The organism is Butyricimonas muris (assembly GCF_046365375.1).
GTDB lineage: Bacteria > Bacteroidota > Bacteroidia > Bacteroidales > Marinifilaceae > Butyricimonas > Butyricimonas muris.
In genome coordinates this window covers 127,668-141,561 of record NZ_JBKEIT010000012.1, presented here as the reverse complement: position 1 = coordinate 141,561, position 13,894 = coordinate 127,668, and the positions used below count along the sequence as shown (strand labels likewise).

The following is a 13,894-nucleotide window of genomic DNA, read 5'->3' as shown; positions in this document are numbered from 1 at the left end:
AACGGCATCTGTTAGCGCAGATACCGTCTTGTTCAAGAAACTAATCCGAAGTAGGATTCGGGATTAGTGATGTTAAACTATTAATACAAAGTTATGGAAAAAAATCAAACCATGCAACAAAAGGCTCCCCGGAGTTTCTGTTTGCGGTCTTTTCGGGTGACGAGAGCGTTTTGGGTTTTGTTGTTTTGCGGCTTGTGCATAGCGGCGGTGCCGGCAAACGCCCAAGATAACAAGGTCACTCTCCACGTGAAAGATATGCCGCTGGGGGATGTCGTTAAAGAATTGAGAAAACAAACTGGTAAAGATTTCCTTTTTAGCAACCGGGAGGTCGATGCGAATCAAAAGGTGACCGTGGACGTGACGGCTAAGCTCTTGAAAGAGGTGCTTCCCCTCGTTTTCGGGAAAAATTATCGTTTCGAGATCGAGGAAAACGTGGTTGTCGTGCGCCCGTCCGTGCAAACGACGGCTTCCGGGCAAAAGGGCTTACTGGTTTCGGGGGTGGTATTGGACGAGAAGCAACAGCCTTTGCCGGGCGTGACGGTAAAACTCATGGGAACCACGGTAGGTACTGCAACTGCCCAGAACGGTAAGTTTGCGTTGCATTTGCCGATCACGAAGGGAACGTTGGAGTTCTCGTTCGTGGGTTTCAAGCCACAGCAAATCGCTTTCACGGAAAGTATGCGGGATTCTATCCGGGTAATCCTGAAGGAGGATGTTGCCGGACTGGATGAAGTACAGGTAATCGCTTACGGGCAACAGAAGAAACGGACGGTGATCAGTTCAATTTCTTCTATTAAAGCGGACGATATTAAAGAATTACCCACGCATAGTTTCGAGAGTTTGCTGCAAGGGCACATGGCGGGTGTGGAAGTGAATAATATTTCCGGGGCTCCCGGTGGCGGTGGGTCAATTGTGGCTATCCGGGGATACAATTCTTTCTTCGTGAAAGATGCCCATGGAAAAGACGCGGAGGGAGCCGACAGGGCATACGGCACCCCGCTATATGTAGTTGACGGAGTCCCGATGCAAGCTTTTACTTCACCTGTCACGGGAACGAACACATTGTCATCTTTGGATCCTTCAATGATAGAGTCTATCGAGGTTTTGAAAGATGCCGCTTCATCCGCTATTTACGGTTCCCGTGCGGGTAACGGGGTGATTTTGATTACCACGAAAAAAGGACGTTCCGGACAGGCAAAATTTATGGTGAACGCTTCTTATTCTGCATCTTGGTTGCCTCGGACACCGGAGCAGAGCGGGGGACAATTGGAACGTTGGTACCATCTTCAAGGATTGCGTAACACGAGAACCCCTTACCAGGCTGCTGACGGGACATGGAGAATGCCTTCGTCTTTCGGGGAAGTGTATAACTTCGCGGCAAAGAATGAAAGTAACCAACCTTATTATGACTGGTTTTACGGGACGCAAAAAGGTGCGAATACTTCATTCGTGTTGCAGGATAGTTTGAATAGTTTTTATAATAATTCTACGGACTGGTGGAGGTATAGTTATCACACGGCGAATGTATACAACGTGAATATACAGGCGAGCGGGGGAGGAGATAAGGTCACTTATATGATCGGTGCCGGTTATTTTAAAGAAGAAGGTATCATGTATGGCAGCGATTTCGAGCGTCTTAACGTGATGACCAATATTTCGGCTCACCCGACGAAACGATTGACGGTGGATAATCAAATCGCCTTGGGGTATTCCAATAGAAGCAAGGGGGGAGCCAAAGGGGGTGCTAAGATTGAAGGGATGACGGTTGATCCGATGAAGACGTCCTCTTTACTTCCTAGTAACGGGAATGTAGTGGAAGAATTGTTGGGCAGGGCGAATAGCGTGGAACAGAAAAATCATGATTATTCCGCGCGCTATAATATGGTACTGAATTACGAGATTATCAAGAATCTTTCTTTGCGTATCACGGGTGGAATTGACTATAGCCAGCAAAACATGAATCAATTTGAGCCGAGCACGAATGACGAAAGACACCACTGGTCGAAATCGGAAGGTGCGATATCCAGAAATATCGCTTTACAGAACGAGAATTTATTGAATTATTCTCTTACCTTGAAGCAAAATCATAATTTCAGTGTTTTATTGGGGTTGTCGTTCCTGAAGAACCAGTACTATACTAATTCGGGTCGCGCCCAAAAAGGACCGAATGATTATACCCACTATGTTCAAGGTACTTGGGGAAACCAACAAGGATTGGTTGACGATGCGGATGCGGGATCGAAAACTCAGGAGTGGATATCGGCATTCAATTACTCGTCTGATTTCGAGGAAGAACATTTGAATAGTTATTTCGGACGTTTGACCTATAATTATAAAGAAAAGTATATGTTTGAAGCCACTGTTCGCCGGGATGGTTCTTCCGTGTTCGGGGAGAAAGTACGTTGGGCGACTTTCCCTTCTTTCGCTATCGGATGGATATTCTCGGATGAATCTTTCGTGAAACCTCTATATTGGTTGAGTATCGGGAAGATTCGTGCCAGCTGGGGAAGATCGGGTCAAAAATTTAATCAACGCTATTTGGCGCATGGTTTAATGGGGGGTAGCCAGAATACTTTTTACGGTAATGTCGGTATCGTGCCCGATCAAAACGGCGGTGTGATAAACCGGAAATTGACCTGGGAAGAAACCGATCAATATGACGTGGGGTTGGATATGAGTTTTCTGAATTACCGGCTGAAGTTTACTCTTGATTATTATTATCGCCGTACGAAGGGACAACTGAATAATGTAAAACTTCCGGGAGATATATATTTTCATACTTTCCAGTGGCAAAATGCATTGGCTACGTCTAACCAGGGTATCGAGTTGGAACTTACTGCAGACATTTTCCGGGAAACAGCCGTGAAGTGGAGAATGAAGTTCAACGTTTCGCGTAACTGGAATCGTTTGGATAAAACGATAGATGGTTATGATTTTGAGAACAATGTATTAGGTAAGCCGTTATATCGAATCCGGGTGTTTAAAACAGACGGGTTCTATAACGCAGCGGATGAGGTGCCCGTGTATTATATTGATAAGGAAGGTGGTATGCCTAAACCCTTGAACACGAATGGGGGGTATGGAATCTTTTTTCAAGGAACACGTAAGATATTGGATTTAAATAGTGACGGAACAATTGATGAAGATGACAGGTATTACGCGGAGACGCCTCTCCCGTTAGCCCATGGCGGTTTTTCCAATGAGATTCGATGGAAACAACTTGATTTGAATGTTTTCTTCGTGTATTCCCTGGGACGCCATATCGTGAATCAAGCAAAATATCAGCGCGCAAGCGTTTCGTATGGGGATGAAGCTCCATTGCTAAATGATGTTCGGAAATATGATATGTGGAATGGAAACGGTCGTAGTAATTATGATTTTCCCGGCTATCAGTACTACTCTAGCCTTGCATTCCAGTTTGACGGTGGGTTTGATAAAAATATCGAGAGCGTGAATTTTATTCGTTTGAAACAATTGACGCTTGGTTACAATTTACATGACCGGATTGCCAAAAAGATCGGGCTTAGTGGTGTGCGTGTTTTCTTGACAATGGAAAATTTGTTTTTAATCACGAATTATTCTGGTTTGGATCCTGAAACGGTGGATATTACAAGTGGTATAGATATGTTGCAGACTTATCCGTTGCCAAGGAAATTCACTATAGGTTTGACTGTTAATTTCTAAAAAAGAGAGATTATGAAAAAAATATTTATCATTTTATTCTTTTTACCGCTTTTTGCTTGTGACGATTGGCTGGATATCGAATCCGAGAAGTCTGTTACTTACTTGAATTTCTTTAAGAGCGAGCAAGACTTGGAAAGTACGTTGATATCCATGTTCGGATTCGAGAAAAATATTTGTGCTTCTTCGATCGTCCATCCTTTTGGATGGTGTGGGTTACAGTGTGACAGCCTTGCGGACAATGAAGGCTATCGGGAACTCGAGCCCCAGAGTTTTATGAGCAAGATGTATATGTTGAGTTGGTCGCAGAATTACAACGCGATTTATCTCGCGAATATGCTTGAAGAAAATAGGTTCCGTTTCGAGAATATTTCGGAAGAGAGGGCTGATTACTGGATCGCTCAAGCTAATTTTATAAAAGCGTTTGCCTATTTCAACGTGGCTCAAAACTGGGGAGATGCCCCCTTGGCCCAGCCGACGGAATCTACCGAGGCTGTTGGCAAAAGTCCTGTCGATTCCTTGTTCGCACAAGCCTTAAAGGCTGCTGAAAAAGCATTAATACTTCCCACGTATGATAAATTGACGGATGCACATGGCGATGCTGTAACTTCTAAACAATACGCCAGTCTGGGAACGGTTCATACTTTGCTTGCCAATATTTACGCGTGGATGGGCGGATTGTACGGCAAGGAGGAATACTGGAGAAAGGCGGAGGAACACGCGTCTCTCGTGATTGATGGAAAAGTCGGGGTATATAAATTGGAACTGACCGTGGCAGATATGATAAAGAACACGTTAGGATCTGTTAGAAAAAGTGATGAAACTATTTTTAGTATTGCTGTAAATAATCAGGATGACGACCGAAAGGCGCAAGTGAGTTTTTATCCTATTTACCCCGGGCAAGCATTGATTAACTATCCTTATTCTCCAACTAATTTCACGGATATAGAAGATCCCGGACAGAAAAAAATGTTGGTTGCTACCGTGAAAAGAATCTTTCCGGAAGAGGCGGATGCCCGGAGAAAGGAGTTCTGGAAGGATTTAGGTCAACAGCAGGTAGGTACAGAAACTGTATGGGATGATGAAGTACAAGATATTGTAGAGAAACCGATTTATTCTGAATATGCCTTTATAAATAAATGGAATGAGCCATATTATTCAACGGATCAGAGTGTGATTGAACACAATGAAGGGATTGCGCCTTTACTGGTAATGGAAGGAGATCGGGTTGTTTGGCGTTTGGCGGATTTGATTTTGCTTCGGGCTGAATGCCGGGCTCGGTTGAATATGGCGAAGCCGGCAAAGGATGATTTGGATGCAATTCGTGTAAGGGCAGGACTCGAGGGATACGAGGGTAGCGGTACTGCAGATATTGAAGAACTACGGAAAGAGATATTCCATGAACGGGAACGGGAACTTTTTGGTGAAGGGCAGCGCTATTATGATATCGTACGAAACGGATATTTCCGGGAGGAATTGTCTTCTGCGTACAAGAGTCTGACAGATGCTGACGTGAAAGATGGGGCGCTTTACCTCCCTGTCGCTCGTAACTCTTTCGAGAAAAACACATTAATGAAACAAAATAGTTATTGGTTATGGCGTCAACAATAAAAAGTATATGCAAGGGAATAATTATCGTGGTAGCCATGGTATTTTGTTCCTGCACGAAATACGAATATATCGATGGAAGATTGGCAGAGGGTGTACACGATTGTTCCATGTGGGATTATTTCCACACGGACGGTTATGATTGGGACTCCACGAGAGTAATGATCGAGTACGCGGGTATGAAATCATTTTTTGATGGTACCGGTGAGTACAAGCAGATTACTTTTTTCGGGATTACGAATCATGTTATTTGTCGTTACTTGCTGAAGAAAGGTTATACCCGCATAAGCGATATTGATGCGGCTGACTGTAAAAAGCTTTTGGAAGCCTTGATTGTGCCTAAAAGGATTATGACGGAAGATATTCCCTCGGGAAGGCGGTTGGTTATCGGGCAAAAAATAACAGAAGAAGAAGGAGCCGTTTGCGAAAGTTTGCGGGGCGAACTTTTCTTGTGGAAATTGCAAGATCCGTATCAAGGAATGGAACACGCGGGAGCCTTCCATTTGTATATTGCTATCAAGAATAACATAGAGGCAAAGCCAGAGGTCGTCGCCTCGTCGAATATTCAAACCAATAATGGAGTAGTACAATCTTTGAATTATGACTTTGATCTAAATAACTTTTTAATGAATAGATGATGAAAAAAATATGGTATATATTATTAGTCGGATGTTCGTTGGGCTTCTTCGCTTGTAACGATGTCGAAGTCGGATATCTGGACATAAAAAATGCAGCGTATGCTATAGACAGTTTGCATATTTATGACGTTAAAAGTACTCTGGATAAATATAGCGCTGATTATGAAAAAGGTATGTCGTCTTTACTCGCGGAGATCGAAGAACTCGAAAAGCAGGAAATTGCAATGGAAGATGAATTGGATGCCCTCATGGATCAAATATATGATTTGGAGGATCAGATGTATGACCCGGGTATTAGTGATGAGGAATATGACGAGCTTGAGAGACAAATGGCGGAATTGAATGCCTCGTATAATGATCTTTATGCTGAATATAGGGCATTTGGGAAGCAAATAGCAGATATTGAAGAGAATACAGTTGATAAGGTTGCCCAAGAGTTGGGATTTGAAAGTGAAGCGATGATGAAAAGTGAAATCGTTAAACTTGAAAATCGGATTAAATATCAATCCCCGTGGGTAACCCAGCCTATTGAAAGTGTGTTGGGGACAGAACCTTTGTCGTATGCTATCGCGAACGTGAAAAACGATAACCCGGGAAATGCTGAATTATTTCGTCAATCGTTGACCATTATGGGGGGAGGACGTATGAATGTTGCGTTTGATTGCAAAGCTCCCGCTGGAAGGTACGTGGTGTCAATAGAGATTGAGAACGAGGGGCAGCGTGCTGTATTGGAAAAGGTGTATACTTTTATAGTGGATAAATAGTTTGATTTTGAGATTTATGATTCGTGACGGGACGGTCTGTCACGGTCATAAAATCTTGAATAATAATTCTTTTATAAATTAAATCGGAGTTTATGGTGAAATTATTTTATATGTTAGCGTTCCTGATCGGGACGCTAGGGAATTTGTCTGCCCAGATGGTGATGTTCAAGGGCTCTTTTGACGAGGCTTTGAAGAAGGCGAAGGAAGAGAAAAAGGATTTGTTCGTTGATTTTTATGCGGACTGGTGCGGACCTTGCAAGGCGATGGCTACACGGATATTCACGTTGCCGGAGGTGGGCGATTATTTTAACGCTCATTTTGTTTGCGTGCAGGTAAACGTGGAGGCGAAGGAGAATAGCGAGGTGACGAAGAAATACGATGTGAAGGTTTTGCCCACGATGGTATTTATCAATGGCGAAGGCAAAGAGTTGAGGCGGGCGCAAGGAGCAATGGAGGCAGCAGCCCTCCTGAAAGAAGCGAAGATTGCGAGAGGCGAAGAGTTGAGTTTCATACAAATGTACGAGAAGTTCAAGAAGAAAAAGAACGATTTGGATTTGCATCAGCAATTGTTATTGGATGCACCTCTTTTCTTGCCGACACAGGAGGAATATGATCGGCAGAAATGGGCGACCCGGATCGAGAGTCTTTTCCCGGCTTACTTGAAGAACAAGAAGTTGGAGAATATGATTAATGAGAAGGACTTTCAGATATTGATGTTATATCACCCGCAGACTTCTAAAGAGGATCCGGTATTCGATTTTGTTGTCGCCAATTATGACAAATTCGTTCAAGTGACGAAAAATAAAGAGGTCGCGGGTTACTTAATCGCTTTGAATAACGGGTATATTGTTCAGTTATGTAAGAAAGGTGATTTGGCTTACAAGGATCGTTTGGATCGGGTGAACAAGGATTTGAAACCGGTGTATTCCGAAATTTCGTTCGGTTCATTGAGCGTGCTGGATGCGATCACGTTGCTGGCGGACGCAACTTATTATTTATACCGGCATGACGAGGCGAAGTTCTTCGAGAATATGGATAAATATTTTGCCGGAAAAGGAGATCAAGTTGAGGCGGGAGATTACGGGCAGGCGCTGGAGGATTTGTCGATGGCTTACAACGGGCAGTTGTCAAAGAATGCTTACACGAAATCCATTGATTGGATCACGAAGGCTCTGGAAAAGAAAGATATGGATGCGCAAATGCATACCCGCTTTTTGATAATACTGGCTCAATGTTTCCAGAATATGGATAACGTGGAAAAAGCCAAGCAATGTTTGAACCAGGCTTTCGTGGTAAGTGCCGGAATTTCTGATCAAATGCAGATGCAATATATGCAACGGATGATACAGCAATATATGGAAGGTTTATAGAAAGTAGCGTGCTTTATCTGAATTTCAGATCACTTCGAATCGGATAGTGGTCTGAATACCTGACAGTATCCCGGGTATAGGATACTGTTTTGAATGATGGTGTGTGCAGGATGTGGCGATACGGAACGAGGGGAATTCCCTGATGTAAGTATTCCCGAGGCCACGTCCTTTTTCGTTGAAGTTATCGGTTATCCCGTTTATTTGACAAATTCCCAAAAGTTGTCAGGTGTTATAACTTTAAAAATTGAGTTGGGATAAGTCTCTGCAAAGATTTTCGGTATGGAGTTTTTACTTTTAGTGTTCCATTTAAATTCGAAGGTTGTTAATATCCCGTCTTGGTCTTCTACTAGATCAATTTCTTTTTGGTCATGGGTACGCCAAAAATATGGAATGGCAAAGTTTTTGGAATAAGAATTACGTTTTACTCTTTCGCATACCATTAGATTTTCCCAAAGCGCACCCACGTCATTCCGTAGTTCCAATGGTGCAAAATTAGAAATGACAGCATTCCTGATTCCATTATCGTAAAAATATACTTTCTTCCCTTTTTTTATTTCGTTTCTAAGGTTACGATTGAATGAATCCAGTCTAAAGACAACAAAGCATTTTTCAAGGAGATTGATGTAGTTTTCCACGGTTTCCCTGTCCACTCCTAATAAATTACTTAATTCGTTATATGATACTTCACTACCTAGTTGCAATGCTAAAGCCCTGACTAATTTTTGCAAGATGTCAGGCTTCTTCATTCCCTTGTAAGTGAAAAGGTCTTTGTAGAGATAATTGTTGGCAAGAGTTACTAGAGTTCGTTTGGCATCGGTCGGTTCGTTAATAACTTCAGGATAAAGACCGTAAATCATTCTTTGTTCCAATAAACGTTGTTCTTCTCTTTCGGATGTATGAGCTGCAAGTTCGGATAACGAGAATGGGAATAGTTGATATTCTATGATACGTCCTGTCGCCGGTTCATTTATTTCATTTGCCATATCAAGAGAAGAAGAACCTGTAACAATCACTTGTCCGGCTAGTTTTAAATCACCGATCATTTTAATGGTCAGACCTATATTTTTTACTCTTTGGGCTTCATCGATAAAAATGATCTCGTAAGATGATAACAATAACTTGAGTTCTGTCGATGTTTTTTCCTCTAACAACAACTTGTCGTCAAGGTTGTCACAATTTAAGAATAAGCATTTCTTTTCTTTGGAAGATAGTCCTTCCAGTAATGTTGTTTTTCCGACTTGTCTTGCACCTAGAAGTACAATAACTTTTTTTCTTTTAAAATCGGCGAGTATTGAATTGTAGATTTCCCTGTTTATCATATAAACTTTCTTTTGAACAAATATATGAAATTCTGTGGTTGTAACCGCAAAATTCATATAAATTCTGCGGTTACAACCACAGAATTTAGTTAAAATATGATATAACGAAAGTTTTATTACATGATAATTTCTTGCTGTTATTTATGCGAAGGGGCGTATTTTAGTTTCGTTTTCACGGGGTAATGGTCTGAATACCTGACAGTATCCCGGGTATAGGATACTGTTTTGAATGATGGTGTGTGCAGGATGTGGTCGATACGGAACGAGGGGAATTCCCCGATGTAAGTGTTCCCGAGGCCACGTCCTTTTTCGTTGAAGCTATCGGTCATTCCGGTGGATAAAGTATGATAGGCATAGGAGAGAGGCGTGTCGTTGAAGTCGCCGCATATGATCACGGGGTAAGGGGATTGTTGCATGTGGGCTTTGATTTCAACGGCTTGGTTGGCTCGATTGCGGTTCGCGTGAACGAGGCGTGAGGATATCTTTTTGACACCTTGCGTGGCGTTTTCCGTGTTACCGCTGGTCAGGTTTTTATAGATTTGTTCTTCTTTGTTGCCAAGACGATAGGATTCCAAATGAATGGCGTATACCCGGACGGTGTCACCTTTCACGTCGATGTCCGCGTAAATACAAGCGGCGGCATTGCCGGGAGGGAATTTGATTATTCCTTTATGGATGATAGGATAACGGGAGATTAAGGCAACATCCTTGTTGCGATAGCGGTATTTGTATTCCGGAAATTTCTGGAAAGAAGCGTCCCGGTTGGGAAATTCCTGTATACACACGATGTCTGCATCGCTGTTGTTGATGTAATCCATGATTTTTTTTGGTGCGTCTTTTTCTTGCATCCAGTTATTCGCGTTCATTTGCCGGATGTTGTAAGTCAAGATGGAAAGATCGTGAGGTGCGTCCGGTGCTACTTTGGGGTTTAAGGCATAGTAAGTTGTGATAAACGGGTACCCGGAAGCGATGACTAAAAAAGAAAGAATGGCGATCTTCTTCCACCGGAAGAGCCAATAGAGGAATAATATGATATTTGCTATTAACAGGTAATGGTAAGCGAGTCCCAGTAGTGACGAAGGATAAAACGTGTTCGGGTTTACATACGGGGAAGTATAGCTTCCCAGCAAGCCGATCATTGCCGCAATCGTGATGATCCTCATAACCGTGTTAAATAGACGAACCAAATTAATTTATGATTTTAAATTTTAAATTTTAGATTGAACTCCTCCGTCTGCTTCGCAGCCACCTTCTCTATAAACAGAGGAGGTGCGGTGACCTGTCATTTTCAATTTTCAATTTTCAACTTTCAATTTTTTGATTTGAACAGAATCTCTTTTTCTTCTTTTGTCAGGCTTTCGTAGCCGTGTTTGGAGATTTTATCCAGAATATCGTTGATGCGGATGTCTTTTTGTTTCTTGTACTCGTTGTATTCTATGTCGTTCATATCGGATACTTTCTTTTTGTATTTGACATGCATTTTCTTTTTCGGTTTACTGAAAAGTTTACCCAGTTTGTCGAGGAGTGACATAAGACCGCCCGTGAGGTCAAAGTTGCGACGCATGGACAGCGTGAACAAATAGCCGAATATGGCACCTCCCAAATGGGCGATATGTCCCCCCGCGTTTCCCGACGGGATACTGATAAGGTCAATTACTGCCGTGAAAATGGCCAGATGAATTAACTTCACGGGACCGATCAGGAAGACGTATATCTTGTGATTCGGGAGATAGGTACAGACGGCAAACACGATAGCCATGACGGAGGCTGAAGCTCCGATAGCCCACGAGTAGAACCGTTCGACTTCAAATGCCGGAAATATGGCATAAGCGGCGATATACACGATTGCCCCGCTGATACCCCCCAGAAGATATACTCCCGTGAGTTTCGAGCCGGAGAAATAATTCAGGAAAATAGACCCGAACCAGTATAACCATAGCATGTTGAACAGTAGATGGATAAATCCGAACTGGGTGAACATGTAGGTGATGATGGTCCACGGGGTATGGAGAAGATTTTCCGGTAGGGCAGGAACTCCCATGTAAGGCAATAGCATGGCGTCGACGTTTTTTCCTCCTGTCAAGGTGATCACGACGGCAATCAGCTTGATGATGATAAAGACTCCTATATTGATATAGATAAGTCTGGTCAGAGCAGAACCCTGTCTGAACGAGCTTTTTATCCCGCCCCAAATTCCTTCTGAAAAGTTCGAACCATACGAGTTGTTATACATATCCGTTTATTTCTAATAAAATCGTTTACTGTGTTTCCGCCAATAGAGGATCAGGAAGAATCCGAATAACATACCACCGAGGTGAGCGAAATGTGCCACGTTGTCCCCTACTGAATTTTGAAGCCCGAAGAATAATTCGGCTGCACCGTAAAGGAGCACGAAATATTTTGCCTTGATCGGAATCGGGATGAACATCAGGAAGAGTTCCGTGTTCGGGAATAACATTCCGAACGCTAACAATATACCGAATACGGCACCGGAAGCCCCGATTGTCGGAGTATTCTGGTATGCCTGTATGATATTCCTGAATATTTCTTCACCCATTTGTGCGAACTGGGGGTTCGAGGGATATTGATTCCACTGATCCACGATCTGCATCGCGTATGACACGAATTTCGGGTTGCTCACGTGCGCCCGGACGAACTCGGCCAATAGTCCCGGTTCGGGAGTGCTTTGAAAGGCATAGAATTGTTCCTGCATGTTATGAACCCCGTACCAGCTTACCAGTGAATGGAGTGCCGCGGCACCCAAACCGGTAACGAAATAGTAAATCACGAATCGTTTGGTACCCCACACGGATTCAAGAATACGACCGAACATGAACACGGCAAACATGTTGAAGAAAAGGTGCGCGAGCCCCTGTTGCGTGAACATGTGCGTGATATACTGGTATATCTTGAAATCCGGGGATTGCGGCAGGTGCATACCGAGTATGTTCACCAAATCTAAATTCAGTTTCTGTCCTACCGTGTTGATCAATAGGAATATGATGACGTTTATAATGATGATAACCTTTACTGCGGGAGTCATGCCCGCGAATGGTCTATAGTTGTTCATTGTTCAGCTGGTTTGTTGTTTTCTTTATTCTCCGGTTTATTATTGTTTTTGTTTTCCGGTCTGTTATTTTGATTACTTCCTTGTCTTCGGGGATTCCGATTGTTACCTTGACGGTTGTTCGGACGATTGTTGCCTTGGCGATTGTCTTGCCTGTTGCCGGGTCTGTTATCGTTCTTGGTCAAAGTCTTCTTTTCGGCTTTTTCCCCGGAGGCATTTACGTCTTTTTCTCTCGGTTTGTTTTCCTCGTTGTTATTTTCTTTTTGAGGATTTCTCCGGTTCCTGTTTCTATTACGGCGTCTGCCACCTTGCTCTTTCTTTTCGTCGAAGCGATTCAAGCTCTCCTCGCCGACACCGTCGGTATATTTGATATTTACCGCTTCGTTCTTGTCGATTTCAAGTGCTTTCGCCGGAATGATCCCTTTCTTGTTCAAGGCGATGATCTCTTTTACTCGTGCCACGGGTAATTTGATCAGTGCGCCGCGTCCTTCTTTGTCAAAGGAGTAGGACATATTCCGTCCGAAAATATCTGTTTTCTGGTGATAGAGCATACCTTCGCCCGTGTTCAACCATACATTGGACGAGGGGAAGTCCTTTTGTTCGTCAATGTAGGCATCCACCTCGTAATTAAGACAGCATTTTAATTTGCCGCATTGTCCCGCGAGTTTTTGGGGATTCAATGAAATATCCTGATATCTCGCCGCGGATGTGGATACGGAAATGAAATTCGTGATAAATGTCGAACAGCATAGTTTACGCCCGCATGAACCGATACCACCAATACGTCCGGCTTCCTGACGTGCACCGATCTGTTTCATCTCGATGCGGATATGGAATGTTTCCGCCAGAATCTTGATTAACTTCCGGAAATCCACCCGGTCGTTGGCAATGTAGTAGAATATCGCTTTGGTCTTGTCTCCTTGGTACTCCACGTCCCCGATCTTCATGTCAAGATTGAGGTCTGCGGCGATGATTCGCGACCGGATCATGGTATCGTGTTCCAACGCGATGGCTTGTTGCCATTTCTCGATGTCGTGCGGTTTGGCTTTCCGGTATACTTTTTTCAAGGGATTGCGCTCCAAGTCAACCCTTTTCAACTGCATTTGCTCTTTCACGAGTTCACCCGTGAGCGATACGATTCCGATATCGTGCCCGAGAGCCGCTTCAACCGCCACGATGTCCCCGATATTCAGTTTCAAGTTGCTGTTGTTCAAGAAGAAGCCCTTGCGCGTGTTTTTGAATCTTACTTCCACGATATCGGATGGGGTACAACCTTCCGGAATGTCCTGCATCCAGTTGTAGACGGTAAGTTTTCCTGCCAACAGGCGATGGTCAATTACCGGAACAACCGTGGGGTGCTGCTTTATATCTTTATTTTCAATGTTTTCTTGTTTATCTTCAGTTATTTCGCTCATAGTGTATTAATTGAAAATTGAAAATTGAAAAT

Annotated in this window: 10 protein-coding genes; 5 read left to right on the top strand and 5 right to left on the bottom strand. The window is 43.3% G+C overall.

Annotation, left to right across the window (positions count from 1 at the left end):
* Nucleotides 1-93 precede the first annotated feature (93 nt).
* The 5 genes from ACK8P8_RS18520 to ACK8P8_RS18500 all read left to right on the top strand — a co-directional run bounded on the left by ACK8P8_RS18520 (nt 94) and on the right by ACK8P8_RS18500 (nt 8,061).
* Nucleotides 94-3,684, top strand: a complete 3,591-nt coding sequence (locus ACK8P8_RS18520; protein ID WP_410026139.1) for a SusC/RagA family TonB-linked outer membrane protein — start codon at nt 94-96, stop codon at nt 3,682-3,684.
* A 12-nt stretch (nt 3,685-3,696) separates the two neighbouring features.
* Nucleotides 3,697-5,292, top strand: coding sequence for a RagB/SusD family nutrient uptake outer membrane protein (locus ACK8P8_RS18515; protein ID WP_369859767.1), 1,596 nt, complete (start codon nt 3,697-3,699; stop codon nt 5,290-5,292).
* On the top strand, nt 5,277-5,927 hold the full coding sequence (locus ACK8P8_RS18510; RefSeq protein WP_369859768.1) for a hypothetical protein: 651 nt from the start codon (nt 5,277-5,279) through the stop codon (nt 5,925-5,927). Before ACK8P8_RS18515 ends, ACK8P8_RS18510 begins: the two co-directional genes overlap by 16 nt.
* Nucleotides 5,924-6,691, top strand: a complete 768-nt coding sequence (locus ACK8P8_RS18505) for a hypothetical protein (RefSeq protein ID WP_369859769.1) — start codon at nt 5,924-5,926, stop codon at nt 6,689-6,691. The genes ACK8P8_RS18510 and ACK8P8_RS18505 overlap by 4 nt, the downstream gene beginning before the upstream one ends.
* 92 nt (nt 6,692-6,783) lie before the next feature.
* Nucleotides 6,784-8,061, top strand: coding sequence for a thioredoxin family protein (locus tag ACK8P8_RS18500; RefSeq protein ID WP_369859770.1), 1,278 nt, complete (start codon nt 6,784-6,786; stop codon nt 8,059-8,061).
* A 197-nt stretch (nt 8,062-8,258) separates the two neighbouring features.
* Here ACK8P8_RS18500 and ACK8P8_RS18495 read toward each other — a convergent pair whose 3' ends face one another.
* The 5 genes from ACK8P8_RS18495 to ACK8P8_RS18475 all read right to left on the bottom strand — a co-directional run bounded on the left by ACK8P8_RS18495 (nt 8,259) and on the right by ACK8P8_RS18475 (nt 13,862).
* A complete protein-coding gene (locus tag ACK8P8_RS18495) occupies nt 8,259-9,437 on the bottom strand; it encodes an ATP-binding protein (protein WP_410026138.1) in 1,179 nt (392 codons plus the stop codon).
* A gap of 80 nt (nt 9,438-9,517) precedes the next feature.
* Nucleotides 9,518-10,543: an endonuclease/exonuclease/phosphatase family protein gene (locus ACK8P8_RS18490; protein ID WP_369859772.1), complete on the bottom strand. Its 1,026-nt coding sequence runs from the start codon at nt 10,541-10,543 to the stop codon at nt 9,518-9,520.
* Nucleotides 10,544-10,689: 146 nt separating this feature from the next.
* Nucleotides 10,690-11,613, bottom strand: a complete 924-nt coding sequence (locus tag ACK8P8_RS18485; RefSeq protein WP_369859773.1) for a rhomboid family intramembrane serine protease — start codon at nt 11,611-11,613, stop codon at nt 10,690-10,692.
* A gap of 12 nt (nt 11,614-11,625) precedes the next feature.
* Nucleotides 11,626-12,450, bottom strand: a complete 825-nt coding sequence (locus ACK8P8_RS18480; protein ID WP_369859774.1) for a rhomboid family intramembrane serine protease — start codon at nt 12,448-12,450, stop codon at nt 11,626-11,628.
* Nucleotides 12,447-13,862 carry a PSP1 domain-containing protein gene (locus ACK8P8_RS18475; protein WP_369859776.1) on the bottom strand — a complete coding sequence of 472 codons (1,416 nt, stop codon included), beginning with the start codon at nt 13,860-13,862 and terminating at the stop codon, nt 12,447-12,449. Before ACK8P8_RS18475 ends, ACK8P8_RS18480 begins: the two co-directional genes overlap by 4 nt.
* Nucleotides 13,863-13,894 lie beyond the last annotated feature (32 nt).

What these genes read in the sequence shown, in the direction of transcription:
- ACK8P8_RS18475 (WP_369859776.1), bottom strand. Translation starts at nt 13,862, where the DNA reads ATGAGCGAAATAACTGAAGATAAACAAGAAAACATTGAAAATAAAGAT.
- ACK8P8_RS18495 (WP_410026138.1), bottom strand. Translation starts at nt 9,437, where the DNA reads ATGAATTTTGCGGTTACAACCACAGAATTTCATATATTTGTTCAAAAG.
- ACK8P8_RS18485 (WP_369859773.1), bottom strand. Translation starts at nt 11,613, where the DNA reads ATGTATAACAACTCGTATGGTTCGAACTTTTCAGAAGGAATTTGGGGC.
- ACK8P8_RS18515 (WP_369859767.1), top strand. Translation starts at nt 3,697, where the DNA reads ATGAAAAAAATATTTATCATTTTATTCTTTTTACCGCTTTTTGCTTGT.
- ACK8P8_RS18490 (WP_369859772.1), bottom strand. Translation starts at nt 10,543, where the DNA reads ATGAGGATCATCACGATTGCGGCAATGATCGGCTTGCTGGGAAGCTAT.
- ACK8P8_RS18505 (WP_369859769.1), top strand. Translation starts at nt 5,924, where the DNA reads ATGATGAAAAAAATATGGTATATATTATTAGTCGGATGTTCGTTGGGC.
- ACK8P8_RS18510 (WP_369859768.1), top strand. Translation starts at nt 5,277, where the DNA reads ATGGCGTCAACAATAAAAAGTATATGCAAGGGAATAATTATCGTGGTA.
- ACK8P8_RS18500 (WP_369859770.1), top strand. Translation starts at nt 6,784, where the DNA reads ATGGTGAAATTATTTTATATGTTAGCGTTCCTGATCGGGACGCTAGGG.
- ACK8P8_RS18480 (WP_369859774.1), bottom strand. Translation starts at nt 12,450, where the DNA reads ATGAACAACTATAGACCATTCGCGGGCATGACTCCCGCAGTAAAGGTT.
- ACK8P8_RS18520 (WP_410026139.1), top strand. Translation starts at nt 94, where the DNA reads ATGGAAAAAAATCAAACCATGCAACAAAAGGCTCCCCGGAGTTTCTGT.